General features: G+C 70.0%; 15 protein-coding genes. 9 read left to right on the forward strand and 6 right to left on the reverse strand.

The window, feature by feature from the left end:
- Positions 1 to 47: 47 nt before the first annotated feature.
- The 3 genes from BM013_RS14450 (at position 48) to BM013_RS14460 (ending at position 4,322) form a co-directional block, all read left to right on the forward strand.
- Positions 48 to 1,487: an FAD-binding oxidoreductase gene (locus tag BM013_RS14450; RefSeq protein ID WP_093128174.1), complete on the forward strand. Its 1,440-nt coding sequence runs from the start codon at positions 48 to 50 to the stop codon at positions 1,485 to 1,487.
- A gap of 90 nt (positions 1,488 to 1,577) precedes the next feature.
- Entirely contained in the window at positions 1,578 to 3,221 is a 1,644-nt protein-coding gene (locus BM013_RS14455; protein WP_256221507.1) for a tannase/feruloyl esterase family alpha/beta hydrolase, read from the forward strand.
- Positions 3,222 to 3,341: 120 nt separating this feature from the next.
- Positions 3,342 to 4,322, forward strand: a complete 981-nt coding sequence (locus tag BM013_RS14460) for a LysR substrate-binding domain-containing protein (RefSeq protein ID WP_093128176.1) — start codon at positions 3,342 to 3,344, stop codon at positions 4,320 to 4,322.
- A 15-nt stretch (positions 4,323 to 4,337) separates the two neighbouring features.
- Here BM013_RS14460 and BM013_RS14465 read toward each other — a convergent pair whose 3' ends face one another.
- On the reverse strand, positions 4,338 to 5,054 hold the full coding sequence (locus BM013_RS14465) for a TetR/AcrR family transcriptional regulator (protein WP_093128178.1): 717 nt from the start codon (positions 5,052 to 5,054) through the stop codon (positions 4,338 to 4,340).
- A 201-nt stretch (positions 5,055 to 5,255) separates the two neighbouring features.
- Between BM013_RS14465 and BM013_RS14470 the strand changes: the two genes are divergently transcribed.
- From BM013_RS14470 to BM013_RS14480, 3 genes are read left to right on the forward strand one after another with little or no spacing between them, the layout of a single operon-like run.
- Positions 5,256 to 6,059 carry an SDR family NAD(P)-dependent oxidoreductase gene (locus BM013_RS14470; RefSeq protein WP_093128180.1) on the forward strand — a complete coding sequence of 268 codons (804 nt, stop codon included), beginning with the start codon at positions 5,256 to 5,258 and terminating at the stop codon, positions 6,057 to 6,059.
- A 25-nt stretch (positions 6,060 to 6,084) separates the two neighbouring features.
- A complete protein-coding gene (locus tag BM013_RS14475; RefSeq protein ID WP_093128182.1) occupies positions 6,085 to 7,245 on the forward strand; it encodes a DUF5938 domain-containing protein in 1,161 nt (386 codons plus the stop codon).
- Positions 7,246 to 7,259: 14 nt separating this feature from the next.
- The gene (locus tag BM013_RS14480; protein ID WP_093128183.1) at positions 7,260 to 8,801 is read left to right on the forward strand and encodes an AMP-binding protein; all 1,542 of its coding nucleotides are present in this window, start codon (positions 7,260 to 7,262) and stop codon (positions 8,799 to 8,801) included.
- A 29-nt stretch (positions 8,802 to 8,830) separates the two neighbouring features.
- Here BM013_RS14480 and BM013_RS14485 read toward each other — a convergent pair whose 3' ends face one another.
- Both BM013_RS14485 and BM013_RS14490 read right to left on the reverse strand, forming a co-directional pair.
- Positions 8,831 to 10,459, reverse strand: coding sequence for a class I adenylate-forming enzyme family protein (locus BM013_RS14485; protein ID WP_093128185.1), 1,629 nt, complete (start codon positions 10,457 to 10,459; stop codon positions 8,831 to 8,833).
- Positions 10,460 to 10,562: 103 nt separating this feature from the next.
- Positions 10,563 to 11,399, reverse strand: coding sequence for a hypothetical protein (locus BM013_RS14490; RefSeq protein WP_093128187.1), 837 nt, complete (start codon positions 11,397 to 11,399; stop codon positions 10,563 to 10,565).
- A gap of 260 nt (positions 11,400 to 11,659) precedes the next feature.
- On the opposite strand from BM013_RS14490, the gene BM013_RS14495 reads away from it, so the two are divergent.
- On the forward strand, positions 11,660 to 12,322 hold the full coding sequence (locus BM013_RS14495; protein ID WP_093128189.1) for a DUF1345 domain-containing protein: 663 nt from the start codon (positions 11,660 to 11,662) through the stop codon (positions 12,320 to 12,322).
- Between the two features lie 31 nt (positions 12,323 to 12,353).
- Here the strand turns inward: BM013_RS14495 and BM013_RS14500 are convergent, their stop codons facing one another.
- The 3 genes from BM013_RS14500 to BM013_RS14510 are packed head-to-tail and all read right to left on the reverse strand — an operon-like array spanning position 12,354 to position 15,524.
- Positions 12,354 to 13,358 carry a DMT family transporter gene (locus tag BM013_RS14500; protein WP_371280096.1) on the reverse strand — a complete coding sequence of 335 codons (1,005 nt, stop codon included), beginning with the start codon at positions 13,356 to 13,358 and terminating at the stop codon, positions 12,354 to 12,356.
- Between the two features lie 39 nt (positions 13,359 to 13,397).
- On the reverse strand, positions 13,398 to 13,895 hold the full coding sequence (locus BM013_RS14505) for a methylated-DNA--[protein]-cysteine S-methyltransferase (RefSeq protein ID WP_093128191.1): 498 nt from the start codon (positions 13,893 to 13,895) through the stop codon (positions 13,398 to 13,400).
- 6 nt (positions 13,896 to 13,901) lie between these two features.
- Positions 13,902 to 15,524: a DNA-3-methyladenine glycosylase 2 family protein gene (locus tag BM013_RS14510; RefSeq protein WP_093128193.1), complete on the reverse strand. Its 1,623-nt coding sequence runs from the start codon at positions 15,522 to 15,524 to the stop codon at positions 13,902 to 13,904.
- A gap of 112 nt (positions 15,525 to 15,636) precedes the next feature.
- Between BM013_RS14510 and BM013_RS14515 the strand changes: the two genes are divergently transcribed.
- Positions 15,637 to 17,019 carry a phosphomannomutase/phosphoglucomutase gene (locus BM013_RS14515; protein WP_093128195.1) on the forward strand — a complete coding sequence of 461 codons (1,383 nt, stop codon included), beginning with the start codon at positions 15,637 to 15,639 and terminating at the stop codon, positions 17,017 to 17,019.
- A 21-nt stretch (positions 17,020 to 17,040) separates the two neighbouring features.
- A complete protein-coding gene (locus tag BM013_RS14520) occupies positions 17,041 to 18,423 on the forward strand; it encodes a 3-deoxy-D-manno-octulosonic acid transferase (protein ID WP_093128196.1) in 1,383 nt (460 codons plus the stop codon).
- The last annotated feature ends 47 nt before the right edge of the window (positions 18,424 to 18,470 follow it).

Consider the following 18,470-nt stretch of genomic DNA (forward strand, 5'->3'; position numbering starts at 1 on the left):
CGTGGCGTTCGCCCGCGGTGCTTTCCCCCGCTTTTTGAAAGAACCCCATGGATGCGGTTGTGAGTACCCCTGCGCGTTCGAACGCGCCCGCCGTGGACCGGCGTTCCCCGTCGCCCGAGCTGGTCGCGCTGCTGCAGCGCAGGTTCGCCGAGCGTTTCTCCACCAGCCAGGCCGTGCTGCTGCAGCACGGCACCGACGAGTCGGCCTACCTGCCGCAGCCGCCCGACGCGGTGGTGTTCGTGCGCAGCACCGACGAGGTCGCCTTCGTGGTGCGCGCCTGTGCCCGCGAGCGCGTGCCGGTCATCGGCTTCGGCGTGGGCTCGTCGGTCGAAGGGCACCTGCTGGCCGTCGAAGGCGGCGTCTGCATCGACTTCTCGCAGATGAACAAGGTACTGGCCATTCGCCCCGGCGACCTCACGGCCACGGTGGAGGCCGGCGTGACGCGCGGGCAGCTGAATGCGGCGCTGCTGGAGACCGGCTTCTTCTTCTCGGTCGATCCGGGCGCCGATGCGTCCATCGGCGGCATGGTGGCCACGGCCGCGTCGGGTACCAACACGGTGCGCTACGGCACCATGCGCGACAACCTCGTGAGCCTCACCGTGGTCACGGCCAACGGCGACGTGGCGCGCACCGCCTCGCAGGCGCGCAAGAGCTCGGCGGGCTACAACCTCACGCAGCTGTACTGCGGCTCCGAAGGCACCCTGGGCCTCATCACCGAGGCCACCGTGCGCCTGCATCCGCACCCCGAGGGCTATGCGGCGGCGGTGGTGCACTTCCCCACGGTGCGCGCGGCGGTCGACTGCGTGATCGAGTCGATCCAGATGGGCGTGCCGCTCGCGCGTGCCGAGATGCTCGACGCGCTGACCGTCCGCGCCGTGAACGCGCACAGCCGCACCACGCTGAGCGAGAACCCGACGCTGTTCCTGGAGTTCGGCGCGAGCAAGGCGCAGATCGACGAGCAGGCCGACATCGTGCGCGAGATTGCGGGCAACCACGGCGGCGGCGCGTTCCAGTGGGCCCACCGGCCCGAGGAGCGCTCGCGCCTGTGGACGCCGCGCCATCACGCCTACTTCGCGTGCCTGCAGCTGAAGGCGGGCAGCCGCAGCCTGACCACCGACGCCTGCGTGCCCTTGTCGGCACTGGCGCAATGCATCGACGAGACGCAGGCCGACATCGCGGCGCACGGCCTGCTGTCGCCGCTGTTCGGCCACGTCGGCGACGGCAACTTCCATTGCCTGGTGCTCGTGGACCCCGGCAGCGCGGCCGAGAACGAAGCCGCCGAGGCCTTCAGCCACCGCCTGGTGCAGCGCGCGCTGCGCCACGGCGGCACCTCGACCGGCGAGCACGGCGTGGGCCTGCACAAGATGAAGTACCTGGTCGAGGAGCACGGCGAGCCCACGGTGGCGCTGATGCGCGCCGTGAAGCAGGCACTGGACCCGCACAACATCTTCAACCCCGGAAAGGTCGTCGGCCCGGCCGGCGCCTGAGCGCACTCCGCACTCCGCATTCCGCATTCCGCATTCCGCATTCCGCATTCCGCATTCGACATGACAACAACACCGACAGGAGACAAGAACATGAAGAACCCCCCCGTGCGCTGCATGGCGCGCCGCGTGCTGGTTGCAGCGGCCGTTGCCACGATGGCCGCCGGATGCGGTGGCGGGAGTGGCGGCGGCGTGCTTCCTCTCCTGCCCTCCGCGCCGCCGCCCGCGAGCCCTCCGGCCGAGGCACCGCCGGCGATGTCGCTCGCCGATAAATGTCCCACGCTCAAGGGCCGGGCCTTCGGCGCGGGCACGGTCACCGTCGACGACGCCAAGGTGGTGGCCGCCGTGGCGGCGCAGCCCGCGTACTGCGTGGTCACCGCGAGCTTCAAGGGCTCGGGCCTGCGCTTCGAGGCGCGCCTGCCCACCTCGGGCTGGAACGGCAAGCTCGCCTTCATCGGCGGCGGAGGCTTCGACGGGCAGTTGCCCAAGGCGAGCGATCCGCAGTTCAGCCCGTCGATCTTCAGCGAGCGCTACGCCACCATCGGCACCAACGGCGGCTACGACCACGGCGGGCCCGCCGACGCGGGCTATTTCGCGGCGGCCTTCGCGGCCGACCCGGCCAAGCTGCTCGACTTCACGCAGCAATCGGAACACCGCGCGTTGCCGCCGGGCAAGGAGGTGATCTCGGCCTTCTTCGGCAACGCACCCGCGCGCAGCTATTTCGAAGGCTGCTCGATGGGCGGGCACGACGCGCTGATGCAGGCGCAGCGCTTCCCCGGCGACTTCGACGGCATCGTGGCGCGCGCACCGGCGGGCAACATCATGGGCCTGTTCATGCAGTTCAACCGCATCGCCAAGCGGGTGCGCACGCCGGCGAACACGCTCGACCCGGCCAAGCAGACCCTGCTGGCCGACGCGGTGCTCGCGCAGTGCGACGCGCTCGACGGCGTGGCCGACGGCATCGTCGCCAGGCCCGCGGCCTGCAACTACGACCCCACGCCGCTGCGTTGCGCGGGTGGCGGCGACACGGGCGACAGCTGCCTGTCGGACGCGCAGATCGGCACGGTGAACACCATCACCTCGGCGGTGGCCACGTCGGACAACGCGTGGTCGCATCCGGGCTACAACTTCGGGCTCGAGAACACCGCCGAAGGCTGGGGCTCGTACATCTGGCCGCAGGCGGCGCTGGGCGGCAACTCGGTCCAGGGCATGTTCTCCGACGGCTTCGTGCGCTCGTTCATCACGCAGGACCCCGGCTTCGACACGCTCACCTGGAACCCCGACCAGTGGCTCGCGCGCATGGGCGTCATCGGCGCTCTGTTCAGCGCGGCCGACCCGGACCTGAGCGGGCTGCACGCGCGCGGCGCCAAGCTGATCATGTGGAACGGCACCAACGACACCTCGGTGAGCGCGCGCGACACGTCGCGCTACTACGACCAGGTCGTGAGCACCCTGGGCCGGCAGAAGGCCGACGACACGGTGGAGCTGTTCCTGGCGCCCGGCGTGGGCCATTGCTACGGCGGCCCGGGTGCGGACAAGGTCGACCTGCTGAAGGCGATGTCGACGTGGGTAGAGCAGGGCGTGCCGGCCTCGGCGCAGAAGCTGGTGCAGCGCAAGGTCGATGCCGCGAGCGGTGCCGTCGCGCTTTCCAGGCCGATGTGCAAGTACCCCGCCTATCCGCGCTACAAGGGCGCGGGCGACGTGAACGACGCGGCCAGTTTCGACTGCGTGAACTGACGCTCTTCAGACGTCTTGCGGGGCGTTGTCCGACCCGCGGCCCGCGAGGGCGCGGCCTAGAATTGCCGGCCGCCGCCACACCCCTTTTCTCTCTGCGGGCGCGCGGCCGGAGACCTGCCGATGGAACTGCGCCAGTTCAAGTATTTCGTTGCCATCGTGGATTGCGGCAGCCTGTCGCGCGCGGCGCAGCAACTCTTCATTGCACAGTCGGCCTTGAGCAAGCAGATGACCGAGCTCGAGGCCGAGCTCGGCGCCCAACTGCTGCTGCGCAGCCGCACCGGCGTGGCCATGACCGAGGCCGGCAAGGTGTTCTACGAATATGCGCAGGGCATCACCAAGCAGGTGAGCGATGCCAAGGCCGCGGTGCTGGTGGCGGCCGATTCGGTGGTGGGCTCGGTGGTGGCGGCGCTGCCGCAGAGCGTGTCGCCCATGATCGCGCTGCCGCTGATGCGCGCTGCGGCGCGGCGCTACCCCGACGTGGTGCTGCACCTGAACGAGGAGCTCACCGGCAACATGGCCGACCAGCTGCTGCGCGGCCGTGTCGACGTGGCGGTGTTCTCGCCCACCATGCCGGCCGACGACATCGTGTTCACGCCGCTGGTGGAAGAAGACTTCGTGTTCCTCGAGTCGCCGCAGAGCCCGCATGCGCTGCCGCCCGGCGACGTGAGCATCGCGCAGGCCACCGCGCGGCCGCTGGTGTGGCCCGCCAACGCGCACGGCCACTGCACGCGCTGGCTGGTCGACGCCGTGCTCGAAGGCGCGGGGCATTCCGCGGCGCAGGTGGCGGCGGAAATCAACTCGGTCTATACGCTCAAGGCGGCGGTGGAAGCGGGGCTCGGCCCGACCATCATGCCGCTGGGCCTCGCGCAGCGCGAAGTGCAGGAAGGCCGCCTGGCCGCGCACCGCATCGACTCGCCGTCGATGTTCCGCACGCTGGGGCTGTGCGTGTCGGTGCACCTGCCGACCACCAACGCGAAGCGCGCGGTGTGCACGCTGATCGGCGAGGTGATCCGCGACCTGTGCGAGAGCGGGCAGTGGGAGGGCGCGCGTGCCGTCGCACCCGCGCAGAAGGCCAGGCAAGCGAAGGGGCCGAGGGCTTAGCCGCGGCCCTTCGCGTCAGGCGGCCCGCTTGCGGGCCGGGGCCTTGGCGGGGAGGGCCGAGATCGCCGAGTTGGCAGCAACGTCGGATACCGCAGGCGCGGCGAACAGGTGCGAGATCGCGTGGCGCACATCGGCCTGCATGGCGGGCACGGCCTGGGTGTCGCCCGAGAGGTGCTTGAGCAGCCCCTGCTGGAAGAGGCCGTCGAACAGCGCGTAGGTGGCCGATGGCGGCATGCCCGACGGCCGGCCCGAGAGCTCGGCGAAGCGGCTCATGATGCGCCAGATCATGCTTTCCAGGCTCTTGTCGATCTGCACGACATCGGCGCGAAAAGCCTCCTCGAACAGCGCCTGCGAACGCAGGTCGTACCAGAGTCGGTGCACGTGGCCTTCGTCGCGCAGCGTGTCGCCCAGGCTCTGCAGGAAGCCTTCCATGAGCTCGTCGTACGTGGTGGCGCTTTCCACCGCGTGGTCGTAGCGCGTGACGCAGCGCGCCTTGTACTGCTTCACGCTGCAGATGATCAGGTCGACCTTGTCGCTGAAGTAGTAGTGCAGCACGCCGTGCGAGAACTCGGAGTTCTGCGCGATCTCGCGAAGGCTGGTGCGCGCGTAGCCGAGCGCGGCCAGCGTGGTGAGCGCGGCCTCGCCGAGTTCGGCGCGCCGCTCCGAGAACTTGTCGACGCGTGCCTTGGGCACCCGTTGCGCGTGTTTTTTGACCCGTTGATGTGTCGTCATTGAAAGCCGGGCCGCTGCGTGCCGGCCGTTGTGTTCTTCGTGATTCGAAACCATAGCACGCAAGCGGGAGAACCCGCATCCGGCGTGCCACCGATGCATTCTAGAAAGTCTTGACGTGTGTCAAAGAAAAACTTGACACACGTCAAGGCCATTTCTAGCATGGCCTTTCCATCTCACAACCATATCCACAGGAGACAAGTGATGGCCAAGTTCGACTTGAAAGGGCGCAAGGCGCTCGTGACGGGTGGTGCGCGCGGCATCGGCGCGAGCATCGCCGAGGCGCTGGCGGCGGCCGGCGCTTCCGTGATGATCGGCGACGTGCTCGCCGACCTCGGGCGCGAAACCGCTTCGAGGTTGTCGGCGTCGGGTGCGAAGGTGGGCTTCGTGCCGCTGGACGTCACGAAGGACGCCGACTGGGCCTGCGCCACAGAGACCACGGTCAAGGAGCTCGGCGGCTTCGACATCCTTGTGAACAACGCAGGCATCGAGATCACGTCGCTGGTGATCGACGTCGACGCCGACGACCTGCGCCGCATGCTCGACGTGAACGTGGCCGGCACGCTGCTCGGCATGAAGCACGCGTTCCGCGCCATGCGCCCCGGCGGCAGCGCGGCCGGCGGCGGGGCGGTGGTGAACATCGCGTCGGTCGCGGCCACCATCGCGTTCCCGGCCATCGCGGGCTATTCCGCCACCAAGTCGGCGGTCGACCGCGCCACGCGCGTGGCGGCCATGGAGTCCGGCAAGCTGGGCTACGGCGTGCGCGTGAACTGCATCTACCCGGGGCTGGTGCCCACCGACATGGGCATGAAGCTGGCCAACGACATCGTGGCCGCGGGCCTGGCGCCCAGCGTCGAAGCGGCGGTGGGCGACGTGGTCGGCCAGACGCCGCTCGGGCGCCTGGGCGAGGTCGGCGACATGGCCGACGTGGTGGTCTTCCTCTGCAGCGACGCGGCCCGGTTCATCACCGGCGCGGGCCTGGCGGTGGACGGCGGCATGGGCATGTGAGCACACAACATCAAGGAGACACAGCATGAGCACCAGCAAGAGCACCAGCGCCAGCGCCAGCAAGAAGAAGCCGGTCGTCGTCTACGGCGCTTCCGGCTACACCGGCCGCCTCGTCTGCGAGTACCTGCGCGAGTACAACATTCCCTTCATTGCCGCGGGCCGCAGCGCGCAGAAGCTGGAAGCGGCCATGAAGTCCCACGTGCCCGGCATCGAGACCGCCAACTACGAGGTGGTGGAGGTGGCGCACACGGTGGGGGCGCTCACCGAGCTCTTCACCGGCGCATCGGTGGTGCTCAACACGGTCGGGCCCTTCTCCAGGTTCGGTCCCGAGGTGGTCGAGGCCTGCCTGGCCGCCGGGTGCCACTACACCGACACCACGGGCGAGCAGGACTGGCTCATCACGCTCGAGCAGTCGTGGAGCGACAGGTTCGCCGCCGCGGGCCTGCTGCTCTCGCCGGGCCTGGCGCACATGTACACCACCGGTGAGATCGCGGCGCAGCTGTGCCTGGAGACGCCCGGGCTGGACACGCTGGACATCGCCGTGTTCTGGGGCGGCAGCCCGACCATCGCCTCGACCCAGACCATCCTGGTCAACGCGGCCACGTCGAAGGCCTACTGCCTGGAGCAGAACGAGTACGTGGAATGGCAACCCGACGCGGGCCTGTACCACCTGTCGATTCCCGGCCAGCACGAGGCGGCGCTGGCGCTGCCCTGGGGCGGCACCTCGCATCCTGTGTGGTTCAAGCGCGATCCGCGCGTGGCCACGGTGAAGGTGCTCGGCGGTGTCTTCAACAAGGCGCTGATGCAGGGCGTGCCGCAGATCGTGGCCGCCGCGCTGCAGGCCACCGAGGGCATGAACGAGGAGGACCGCTACGCCGCGCTGGCCAAGACCGCATCGGGCGTGATGAACACCATGCCGCCGCGTGAGAACCCGCGCCTCAACAAGTCGGTGGATTCGGTGCATGCCTCCGGTCCGCTGGGCCGCGCGCACTGCGTGATCTTCGGGAACTGCAACTACAAGCAGACCGGCTTGCTGCAGGCCTACGCGGCCCACTCGCTGCTGCAGCAGCCGCCCAGGCAGGTGGGGCTGGCCTCGGGCTGCCAGGCTTTCGGCCACCGCGAGCTGCTGGGCGTGCTGCGCAGCTTCGGCCTCGTGATGGAGCCGGTGCTCACGGTGCATCGCTGAGCGCGGAGGCTGCCATGCGCTTGATCGATTACCTGGACAAGGGCGCTTCGCTGGGGCCGGGTGCGCCCTGCCTGCGCATGGGGGCGGTGCAGCTGTCGTACAGCGACGTGCAGCGCCTGAGCTGCCGCGTCGCGCGCGCGCTGCAGCGCCGCGGCATCGCGCCGGGCAGCAAGGTGGCGGTGCTCTCGGGCAACGACCCCATCGCCTTCGGCTGCGTGTTCGGCCTGTCGCGCGCCGCGGCGGTGTGGTGCCCGGTCAACCCGCGCAACGAGGCTGCGGAAAACCGCTACGTGCTCGACGCGTTCGACTGCAGCTGCCTCATCTTCCACAGCAACTACGCGCCGCTGGTCGAGCAGATGCGCGCGGACCTGCCCAAGCTGAAGACGCTCGTGTGCCTCGACCGCGAGGTGCCGTTCGCGCCTTCTCTGGCGCAGTGGCTGGCCAGCGAGAGCGACGCGCCCCTCGACGTGACGCCGGTCGACGACGTGGCCATGATCGCCGGCACCGGCGGCACCACCGGCCAACCCAAGGGCGTGATGCTCTCGGGCGGCAACCTCGAGGCGATGTCGGCGCTGACCCTGATGGGCTATCCCTTCGAAGGCCGCCCCGCGTACCTGGCGCTCGCGCCGCTCACGCATGCGGCCGGCGTGCTGTGCCTGCCGGTGATGGCGCTCGGCGGGCAGGTGGTGATCATGCCCAAGCCCGACCTGGGCGAGTTCCTCGGGCTGATCGAGGAACACCGCATCACCCACACCTTCCTGCCGCCCACGCTGATCTACATGCTGCTGCAGCACCCGCAGCTGGCCGCCACCCGGCTCGACTCGCTGCAGTGCTTCTGGTACGGCGCGGCGCCCATGTCGGCCGCGCGGCTGGAAGAGGCGCTGCAGAAGATCGGCCCCGTCATGGCGCAGCTCTTCGGCCAGACCGAGGCGCCGATGATGATCTCGATGATGTCGCCGCGCGAGCACTTCAACGCCGACGGCAGCGTGGCCGTGCATCGCCTGTCGTCGGCCGGGCGGCCCGGCGCGCTGGTGCAGGTGGGCGTGATGAACGCCGAGGGCGAGCTGCTGCCCACCGGCGAGAGCGGCGAGATCGTGGTGCGCGGCTCGCTCGTGATGCTGGGCTACTACAAGGACCCGCGCGCCACCGAGGAAGCCTCGCGCTTCGGCTGGCACCACACGGGCGACATCGGGCGGCTCGACGCCGACGGCTTCCTCTACATCGTGGACCGCGCCAAGGACATGATCATCTCGGGCGGCTTCAACGTCTACTCCGCCGAAGTGGAGCAGGCGCTGATGCAGCACCCCGACGTGCAGGACAGCGCCGTGGTCGGCCTGCCCGACGAGAAGTGGGGCGAGCGCGTGGTGGCGGTGCTGCAGCTGCACGCCGGCCGGCAGGTCGACGTGGAGGACATCAAGACCTTCGTGAAGGCGCGCATCGGCAGCGTGAAGGCGCCCAAGCAGGTCGAGGTGTGGCTCGACCTGCCGCGCTCCAAGGTGGGCAAGGTGCTGAAGAAGGACGTGCGCTCGGCGCTGCTGGCGGATCAGGCCGGCTGAGTCCGGCCGGCCGAACCGGGCCGCCTGATTCAGGCCGACCGGTACAGGTCCTGGTGCGCCTTGCGCAGCTCGAACTTCTGGATCTTGCCGGTCGAGGTCATGGGCAGCGCGGGCAGGAAGACGATGTTCTTCGGCACCTCGAAGCCGCCGAGGTGCTCCTTGCAATGCGCGGTGAGCGCGGCCTCGGTGAAGTCGGCCGGCGCGTCGGGCCGCCGCGTCACGAAGGCCGTGATGGCCTCGCCCCAGTGCGCGTGCGGCAGGCCGACCACGGCCGCGTTGAGCACGGCGGGGTGGCGCAGCAGCACCTCTTCGACCTTGATCGACGCCACGTTCTCGCCGCCCGACTTCACCATGTCCTTCAGGCGGTCCAGGAAGATGAGCTGCCCGTCGCCGTCGAGCTTGCCCAGGTCGCCCGAGTGGTGCCAGCCGAAGCGCTGCGCCTGCGCGGTGGCCTCCGGGTCCTTGTAGTAGCCGAGCATCACGTTGGGGCCGCGAAACACGATCTCGCCGACCTGCTCGGGGCCGAGCAGGTCGCCGTCGTCGCCCATCACCGCGACCTCGTTCACCAGCGTGCCCACGCCCCAGTACGAGCCGAAGCGCCTGCGCTGCTCGTGCGCCTCGAAGATGGTGGCGCCGGGGTACATCTCGGTCTGGCCCGAGACCAGCGCGAAGCTGGGACAGAACTCGTCGAGCAGGCGCATCAGCAGCGTGCGCGACATCGGCGCCATCGCATACACGCACAGCCGCAGGCTCGACAGGTCGCGCGCCGTGCGCTGCGGGTGCACCAGCAGCGCGCCGTACATCATCGGCAGGCCGACCATCACGCTGATCCCGTGGCGCTCGATGGCGCCGAGCACCGCCGCGGGGTCGAAGCCGCGCAGGACGACCACCGCGCCGCCCACCGCGAGCGCCGACATGAGCACCGTGTGCTGGCCGCAATGGAACAGCGGCAGCACGCTGCTCCACACGTCGGCGCGCTCGGGACTGCTGCCCCATTCGACCATGTTGCTCAGCAGCACCGAGTGCACCGAGGCATGCGAATGCATCACGCCCTTCTGGCGGCCGGTGGTGCCGCTGGTGTACATGATGAGCGCGAGCTGGGTGCTGTCGATGGGCACGTCGGGCAGCGTGGCCGGGCCTTGCGAGATGGCCTGCGCCACGGTCGGCAGGCCGCCGGGCGGGGTGTCGCCGTCGAGCACGCACAGCAGCGGCGCAATGCCCTTGTCCTCAATCAGCGCGCGCAGTTCCGGCCGCGCATGCAGCGCGGTGTCGATCACCAGGTGGCGCACCTCGGCGTGCGCCAGGATGTAGCCGATGGCATCGACCGCCAGCGCGGTGTTGATCGGCACCCACACCAGGCCCGCCTTCTGGATGCCCAGCATCGCCACCACCATCTGGATGGAGTTGTTGCACAGCATGCCCACGCGCGCGCCGTCGTGCAGGCCGAGGCCCAGCAGGTGGTGCGCGAAGCGGTTCGAGGCGGCGTCGAGCTCGCGATAAGACATGCGGTGCTCGCCCTCGAGCAGCGCGGTGCGCTCGCCGAAGCGGCGCGCGCTGCGGTGGAGCACGTCGCCCAGCGCGATGCGCGAGATTCGCGAAGCGAGGGAGACGGTGGAATCGGACTGCGACGGCGCGGGGCCGTGGGCGGCTGCAGGCATGCTGGGTGTCTCCGTTCTTCGTTGGTGGGGCGCAGCCTAAGGCTGGCCGCCACGCAACGTCTTGCGAAGACTGGCTACACGCAACGTCTGCGCGCGGCAAGGCTCAGAAGCGCGCCTTGAGGAACGCCGAAGGCCCTTGCAGGCGCACCTTCAGCCGCGCGTCGCCGAAGTCCGCCGAGCGCGTCAGGTCGATGTTGGTCACGCCGTACGCCAGCACCAGGCCCACGTTCTTCACCGGGAACCACTCCACGCCGGCCGAGGCGTTGTAGATGTTGCCGTGGAAGCGGCCACTGCTCTTCCACACGCCGGAGGCGTCGGCGAACAGGCGCAGGTCGGGCGTGATGGCGTGGCGCACGCCGATTTCGAGCAGCGGCGCGATCGCGTTGTCGCTGGCGCTTTCGCTGAGCGTGCCGACCTGGCCGTTCACCGAGGCAAGCGCCGTCACGCCGAGCGTGGCGCGGTAGTAGGCCGCACCGGCGCCCAGGCCGAGCACGGTGTTGCCCGAGCCGATCCACCACTTGTACGAGAGCTTGGCGAAGTCGAGCTTGGTGTTGACGGTGGCATTGCCGAAGGTGTTCAGCGTGCCGAAGCTGCCGAACGAGGTGTTGTTGGCCACGCCGCCCGAGTAGTCGCGCTTGTACTGGTAGTAGTCGAACGAGATGCCCTGGCTGTCGCCGAGCAGCACGTCGGCGGTGACGCGCGGCATCGTCACGCGGCCCGGTTTGATGTCGCCCGACTGCAGCGAGCCGTAGGGCGTGCTGACCGAGGCGTTGAACTTGGGGTCGGCGTTGAACGCCCCGACGGAGAAGCTGAAGCGGTCGAGCGCGGGCGAGGGGTCGGCGAGGGCCGGCGTGGCGGCAAGCAGAAACCCGGTGCCGAACAGTGCGCCGACGGCGCCGAAACGTGCGGTCCAGTCGAAGGGGCGGTTGCGTAGCAGCATGAATGAAGTCCTTGGTGACCTGGGGTGAAAGATGACGGATGACGGTGACTGCCGCGGGCACGTGATCGAAGAATGGACGCCGCCAGTGCGCACTGGCGTGGCGTTCGTGCCTCCGGGCAAAACTCAAAACTCTCTCGAGCGGGCACCACGATAGGGGCGCGCGCGGGCTCGCCGAATGCGCGGATTGCCGTTGTGCGTGTAGGACTTTTTCGACGGTCGAATGCGCTATCGGGTGGCAACGGTGCGCGCTACAGTGCCGCATGCGCAGACACCTCTCCACGACCACCGGGCCGCAGCGTCTTTTCTACGGTGCCGTTGCCGGCGTCGCGACCGCCGCGGCGCTCATGCCGGTGCCGCTGAGCGGCATGGCGCGCGCCCTGGCCGGGTGGTGCGCCGGCGTGCTGGTGTACCAGGTGCTCACGTGGTGGCTGGCCGAGACCTTCGACGCCGCGCAGACGCGTGCGCGGGCGCAGTCGCTGGACCAGCCCAACGTGGTGATCCTGGTGTCGATGCTGGTGGTGGTAGGCGCCAGCGTGGTGGCCATCGCCATGCTGCTGCAGCAGGTGAAGCTGCTCAGCGGCTGGGAGCGCGCGGCGCACGTGGTGCTGGGGCTGGTGGCGCTCGCGGGGTCGTGGCTCATGATGCATTCGATCTACGCGTTCCACTACGCGCACCGCTACTACATCGACCAGCGCGACGGCGCGCCCGACGGCGGGCTCGACTTTCCGGGCAAGAACGACGCGCCCGACTACTTCGACTTTCTCTACTACTCGTACGTGATCGGCATGACCTCGCAGGTCTCCGACGTGCAGGCCACGTCGAAGGAGATGCGGCGCATCACGCTGCTGCACAGCGTGATGGCCTTCGCGTTCAACATGCTGGTGCTCGCGCTTTCCATCAACGTGGTGGCGGGCGCCATCTAGGCCGCCCCGCCACGCACGGCTGTGCAAGCGCTTATGCCGAGGCCTTGCTGCGCGGCAGGTTGAACTTGACGATGCCGGTGGACAGCGCCACGCCGCACACGATGACCGCTGCGCAGATCAGCATCCACTGCGTGATGCTCTCGCCGAGGAACACCGCGCCGTAGAACAGCGCGAACACCGGCACCAGGAAGGTCACGGTGAGCGCGCGCGCCGGGCCGGCGCGCTCGATCAGGCGGAAGAACAGGATGTAGGCCACGCCCGTGCAGGCCACGCCCAGCGCCAGCAGCGCGAGCCACGCGCGCATGCTGGGCATCTGCGCGGGCCACAGCCAGATGGCCGGAATGGCGAGGAACAGCGTGGCGCCGATCTGGCTGCCGGTGGCCGTGGTCAGCGCGGGCACGCCGCCCAGGTGCGCGCGCGCGGCGCTGGCCGAGATGCCGTAGCACAGGCAGGCGCCCAGGCAGGCCAGCACGGCCCACAGCGCCGCATGGCCGCTGGCGCCCGCATGCAGGCCGGCGCTGCGGCTGGCGAGCATGGCGACGCCGGCAAAGCCGATCACCAGGCCCAAGATGCGCGAGCCGGCCGGGCGCTCGCGGAACCAGGCCCAGGCCACCAGCGCGCCGAACATCGGCGTGGTGGCGTTGAGCACGGCGGCCAGGCCGGTGTTGATGGTCAGCAGCGCAAAGCAGAAGAGCGCGAACGGCATGCCCGAATTGAAGACGCCGACCGAGAAGCTGGCCTTCCAGTGCTTGGCCAGCGAAGGCCCCTGGCCGCGCAGCAGCGCGATGGGCAGCAGGAACAGCGCGGCAATCGCCACCCGCACGGCGGCCGCGGGCAGCGCGCCGAACTCGGCCGCGCCGATGCGCATGAAGAGGAAAGACGCGCCCCACAGCGCACCCAGCAGCACCAGGTCGATGAGCCAGGCGGAGGGCGCGACGGGTGCGGCGGCCTTGGCCGCTGTGGCGGGTGTGGCGGATGCAGTGGGCGCCATGGATGCGGTGGGCTTGGCGGCGATGTTGTTGTTCGTTGTGGTCATGCGTCTTTGCGTCTTGCGTTCGGCTCTTCTTGCGGATGCTCAGAGCGCCTTTTCGAGTTCGAGCAGGGCGGTCTTGCGTTCGAGCCCGCCAGCGTAACCGGTCAGCGAGCCGTCGGCACCCAGCACGCGGTGGCAGGGCACGATCACGCTGATCGGGTTGCGCCCCACGGCCGCGCCCACCGCGCGCACCGCGGCCGGGTTGCCCACGTTCACGCTGAGCGCGCCGTAGCTGGTGGTGGCGCCGGCCGGAATGGCCAGCAGCTGCTGCCACACGCTCTGCTGGAACGCCGTGCCGTGCGACAGGTCGAGCGTCATGTCGAAGCTGTCGCGCTTGCCGGCGAAGTAGTCGCGCAGCTGCGCGGCCGCTTCCATGAGCGCGGGGTGGTCGTCCTTCGCGATCCAGCCCGCGGTGTCGGGCCAGTGGCGCTGCTGGTCGAACCAGACGCCGGCCAGCCCCTGGTCGGTGGCCGCCATCGTGATGCCGCCCAGCGGCGTGTCGATGTGCGAGGTGTAGATGACTTTGCTCTTGAACTTCATGACATTTCAGGCGGTGAGGCCTGCCGTGGTGATGAGGGGAGATCCGGTGGCGGCTGTATCCGTGGCCGTGGCCGTGTCCTTGGCCGTGGCCGTGTCCTTGGGCGCATGCCAGGCCCGCAGCACCGCGTAGCTGCGCCATGGCCGCCAGGCCTGCGAGGCTTCGCTGGCCGCGCGCGCGGTGGTCACGCCCAGTGCCTTCAGCAGCGCGACGTCGCCCGCCGGAAAGGCGTCGGGCCAGCGCAGGGCGCGCATCGCGATGTACTGCGCGGTCCAGGCGCCGATGCCGGGCAGCTCCTGCAGCGCGGCGATGGTGGCGGGCACGTCGGCGCCCGCATGCAGCGCCAGCTTGCCGGCCGCCACCTCGCGGGCGATGGCGTGCAGCGCGGTCTGGCGCTGCCGCACGATGCCGAGCTGGCCCAGCGCGTCGCCGCTGGCCGCGGCAATGGCCGCGGGCGTGGGGAACAGGCGGTCGAGCCCGTCGATGGGCGTGGCCAGCGGCTCGCCGAAGGCCTCGACCAGCCGCGAGCCCAGCGTGCGCGCCGCGGCCACCGTGATCTGCTGGCCCAGCACCGCGCGCACCGCGAGCTCGAAGCCGTCGACCGCGCCCGGCACGCGCAGCCCGTCGCCGTGCGGAAAGGCCGCGTGCAGTGTGGCGTTGATGGCCATGGGCTCGGCGTCGAGGTCGAACAGCGCGCGGGCGCGGCTGATGACGATCGGCAGCACCGCGGCCAGCGAGTCGCTGACCGACAGCAGCACCTGCTCGCGTTCGAGGTCGAAGCGCAGCTGCAGCCAGCCGGCATGCGCCTGGCCGCCTTGCTGCACGCGCAGGGTGCGGGCCAGCTTCACATAGGTGGGCGTGCTGCCCTTCACGGGCACCTTGCCGTCCGCGGTCGAGGCCACCTCGACGCCGCGCAGCGCCCGGCGCGCGAAGAAGCCGAGCATGGCGTTGGCGTCGTAGGGCGGGCGAAAGCCCAGCCGCACCTCGATGGCCTTGCCTTCGCCGCCTTCGGCCGTGGCACCGCCGACACGGCGCAACGCGCTGGGATTCAGGCCGTAGTGCTCCAGGAAGGCGGCATTGAAGCGGCGCACGCTCGCAAAGCCGCTGGCCAGCGCCACCTGCGTCATCGGCAGGCGGGTGTCGGCGATGAGCTGCTTGGCGGCCAGCAGGCGGCGCGTCTGCAGGTACTGCAGCGGAGAAACGCCGAACTGCACCTCGAAGATGCGCCGCAGGTGGCGGTCGCTCACGCCCAGGCGCGCCGCGATCTGGGCCGCGCCGGGGCCATCTTCCGACCAGGCGTCGGGCTCGTCGATCAGCCGCGCGGCCTGCAGCGCGAGGATGCGCGAGGCGTCTTCGGTCGACCAGTTGGCCGCGCCCGTGGCGCGCGGGGCCAGTTCGGGCCGGCAGCGCAGGCAGGGGCGAAAGCCCGCGGCCTCGGCCTGTGCCGCATGGCGGAAGAACCGGCAGTTCTCGCGCCGCGGCAGCTTGACCCGGCAGACCGGGCGGCAATAGATGCCGGTGGAGGTCACGGCGGTGAAGAACGACCCGTCGAAGCGCGCGTCGTGCGTCTTCATCGCCAGGTAGCAGGCGTCGCTCTCGAGTGCTTCGGTGGGGCTGTGGCTGGTAGGCATGGGGAAATGATAAGGTTTCGAGTCGTTTCAACTGGCCGTTTTCGGACATGTGCCTTGCCGGAGCGTTGCCTACAATGCCTCGTTCGAAAAACCAACAGGGAAACGCCTTTCCATGCAGCTCAGCGCGTCGATCTTCAAGGCCTATGACATCCGCGGCATCGTGCCCTCCACACTCGATGCCGATGTGGCGCAGGCGCTGGGCCGGGCTTTCGGCAGCGCCGCGCGCGCGGCCGGCGAGAAGTCGGTGGCCGTGGGCCGCGACGGCCGGCTGTCGGGCCCCACGCTGGCCGAGGCGCTGATCAAGGGCCTGGTGGCCACCGGCATCGAGGTGATCGACGTGGGCGCGGTCACCACGCCCATGCTGTATTTCGCGGCGCACACGCTGTGCACCAGCGGCATCCAGGTCACCGGCAGCCACAACCCCAAGGACTACAACGGCTTCAAGATGGTGCTGGCCGGCCGCGCGATCTACGGCGACGAGATCCAGGGCCTGCGCAAGACCATGGAAGCCGGCACCGCCCAGCTCGGCCCCGGCGGCAGCGTGCGCAAGGTCGACGTGACCGACGCCTACGTGAAGCGCATTGCCGGCGACATCAAGCTGGCGCGCCCGCTGAAGATCGTGGTCGATTCGGGCAACGGCATCGCCGGCGCCTCGGCCCCGGCCATCTTCCGCGCCATCGGCTGCGAAGTGACCGAGCTGTACAGCGAGGTCGACGGCAACTTCCCCAACCACCATCCCGACCCGAGCAAGCCCGAGAACCTCAAGGACCTGATGGCCGCGCTGGCCGGCGGCGACGCCGAGCTGGGCCTGGCCTTCGACGGCGACGGCGACCGCCTGGGCATCGTCACCAAGGACGGCCAGAACATCTTCCCCGACCGCCAGATGCAGCTCTTCGCGCGGGACGTGCTCTCGCGCGTGCCGGGCGGCACCATCGTCTACGACGTGAAGTGCTCGCAGCGCCTGGCGCCGGCCATCGAGGCCGCGGGCGGCAAGCCGATGATCTACAAGACCGGCCATTCGCTGATCAAGGCGAAGATGAAGGAAATCGATTCGCCGCTGGGCGGCGAGATGAGCGGCCACATCTTCTTCAAGGAGCGCTGGTTCGGCTTCGACGACGGCACCTACGCGGGTTGCCGCCTGCTCGAGATCCTGAGCAAGAGCCCGAACGCGAGCGACGTGCTCAACGCGCTGCCCACCAGCTTCTCGACGCCCGAACTGAACGTGGCCTGCGCCGAAGGCGAGCCGCACGCGGTGGTCGACACGCTGGTGAAGGGCGCCAGCTTCGCGGCGCCCGCGGTGGTCTCGACCATCGACGGCCTGCGCGTGGACTGGCCCGACGGCTTCGGCCTGATCCGCGCGTCGAACACCACGCCCGTGCTGGTGCTGCGCTTCGAAGGCCAGACCGATGCCGCGCTCAAGCGCATCGAGACCGAGATGCTCGCCCTGCTGCGCACCGTCAAGCCCGACGCCAAGCTGGCCGAAGCTGCCCACTGACCCCCACGTTGAACTGAGCCTGTGCGTTCCCTGCTGCTTCGCCTCTACGGCGTCTTCACCACCGCTGTGCAACCGCTCGTGCGCCGCAAGCTGCGCCGCCGCGCGGAGGCCGAGCCGGGCTATGGCGTGGCCGTGGAGGAGCGCTTCGGCCACTACGACGCCGCCATCACCGGCCAGGCCCAGTGCTGGGTGCACGCGGTCTCGCTCGGCGAGACGCGCGCGGCCGCCATCCTGATCGCCGAGCTGCGCCGCCAGTACCCGGGCGTGCCGATCTTGCTCACGCACGGCACCGCCACCGGCCGCGAGGAGGGCGCCAAGCTGCTCGAACCCGGCGACACGCAGGTGTGGCAGCCGTGGGACACGCCGGGCGCCGTGGCGCGCTTTCTCGACAAGTTCGAGCCGCGCATCGGCGTGCTGATGGAAACCGAGGTCTGGCCCGTGATGGCCGCCGCCTGCGCCGAGCGCCGCATTCCGCTGGTGCTGGCCAATGCGCGGCTCAACGAGAAATCGCTGGCCGCCGCGGAGCGCCTGGCCTGGCTCGCGCGCCCCGCGTATTCGGCGCTGACCGCCGTGTGGGCGCAGACCGAGGCCGACGCGCACCGGCTGGTGTCGCTGGGCGCCAAGGTGGCCGGCGTGTACGGCAACCTGAAATTCGACGCCACGCCCGACGCGCGCCAGCTCACCACGGCCACCTCGCTGCGCGAGCGCCTGCCCAAGCCGATGGTGGTGCTCGCCAGCTCGCGCGACGGCGAAGAGCGGCTGCTGCTCGAGGTGCTCAAGCGCTTCGGCGCCACCTCACCCGTGCCGCCCGAGCAGGGCGCGATCCGCTCGATTGCCAAGCGCGTGCACGACGTGCAATGGATGATCGTGCCGCGCCATCCGCAGCGCTTCGACGAAGTGGCCGCGCTGATCGAGGCCGAAGGCTTTGCCGTGGCGCGCCGCAGCGCGGCGGGGCAGCCGGCCGAAGCCGAGATCTGGCTGGGCGATTCGCTGGGCGAGATGGCGCTGTACTACGGCCTGGCCGACGTGGCGCTGCTCGGCGGCAGCTTCGAGCCGCTGGGCGGGCAGAACCTGATCGAGCCGGCGGCCTGCGGCTGCCCGGTGGTGATGGGCCCGTCGACCTTCAATTTCGCCGAGGCCGCGCAGCTGTCGCTGGCGGCGGGTGCGTCGTTGCGCGTCGAGGGCATGGAGCAGGCCGTCACGGCCGCGCTGAAGCTGGTGGAGAACCCCGAGCGCCGCGCCGCCATGGCGCAGGCCGCGCTGGCGTTCTCGTCGTCGAACCGCGGCGCGGCCGAACGCACGGCGTCGGCGGTGCTGGCGATCGCGCAGGCCGCGGAGCCGGTGGCGACGGAAAACGCGCCGCTGGACAGCGAGCCGCCGCGCGCGGAACCCACGCTCGACTGAGCCCGTATTCGAGTCTTGCTCCTTCCCCCTCTGGGGGAAGGCAGGGA

The sequence above is a fragment of the Variovorax sp. OK605 genome, from assembly GCF_900115445.1.
Classification (GTDB): domain Bacteria; phylum Pseudomonadota; class Gammaproteobacteria; order Burkholderiales; family Burkholderiaceae_C; genus Variovorax.

What these genes read in the sequence shown, in the direction of transcription:
- BM013_RS14475 (WP_093128182.1), top strand. Translation starts at nt 6,085, where the DNA reads ATGAGCACCAGCAAGAGCACCAGCGCCAGCGCCAGCAAGAAGAAGCCG.
- BM013_RS14495 (WP_093128189.1), top strand. Translation starts at nt 11,660, where the DNA reads ATGCGCAGACACCTCTCCACGACCACCGGGCCGCAGCGTCTTTTCTAC.
- BM013_RS14505 (WP_093128191.1), bottom strand. Translation starts at nt 13,895, where the DNA reads ATGAAGTTCAAGAGCAAAGTCATCTACACCTCGCACATCGACACGCCG.
- BM013_RS14515 (WP_093128195.1), top strand. Translation starts at nt 15,637, where the DNA reads ATGCAGCTCAGCGCGTCGATCTTCAAGGCCTATGACATCCGCGGCATC.
- BM013_RS14485 (WP_093128185.1), bottom strand. Translation starts at nt 10,459, where the DNA reads ATGCCTGCAGCCGCCCACGGCCCCGCGCCGTCGCAGTCCGATTCCACC.
- BM013_RS14450 (WP_093128174.1), top strand. Translation starts at nt 48, where the DNA reads ATGGATGCGGTTGTGAGTACCCCTGCGCGTTCGAACGCGCCCGCCGTG.
- BM013_RS14490 (WP_093128187.1), bottom strand. Translation starts at nt 11,399, where the DNA reads ATGCTGCTACGCAACCGCCCCTTCGACTGGACCGCACGTTTCGGCGCC.
- BM013_RS14510 (WP_093128193.1), bottom strand. Translation starts at nt 15,524, where the DNA reads ATGCCTACCAGCCACAGCCCCACCGAAGCACTCGAGAGCGACGCCTGC.
- BM013_RS14470 (WP_093128180.1), top strand. Translation starts at nt 5,256, where the DNA reads ATGGCCAAGTTCGACTTGAAAGGGCGCAAGGCGCTCGTGACGGGTGGT.
- BM013_RS14455 (WP_256221507.1), top strand. Translation starts at nt 1,578, where the DNA reads ATGAAGAACCCCCCCGTGCGCTGCATGGCGCGCCGCGTGCTGGTTGCA.
- BM013_RS14465 (WP_093128178.1), bottom strand. Translation starts at nt 5,054, where the DNA reads ATGACGACACATCAACGGGTCAAAAAACACGCGCAACGGGTGCCCAAG.
- BM013_RS14480 (WP_093128183.1), top strand. Translation starts at nt 7,260, where the DNA reads ATGCGCTTGATCGATTACCTGGACAAGGGCGCTTCGCTGGGGCCGGGT.
- BM013_RS14500 (WP_371280096.1), bottom strand. Translation starts at nt 13,358, where the DNA reads ATGACCACAACGAACAACAACATCGCCGCCAAGCCCACCGCATCCATG.
- BM013_RS14460 (WP_093128176.1), top strand. Translation starts at nt 3,342, where the DNA reads ATGGAACTGCGCCAGTTCAAGTATTTCGTTGCCATCGTGGATTGCGGC.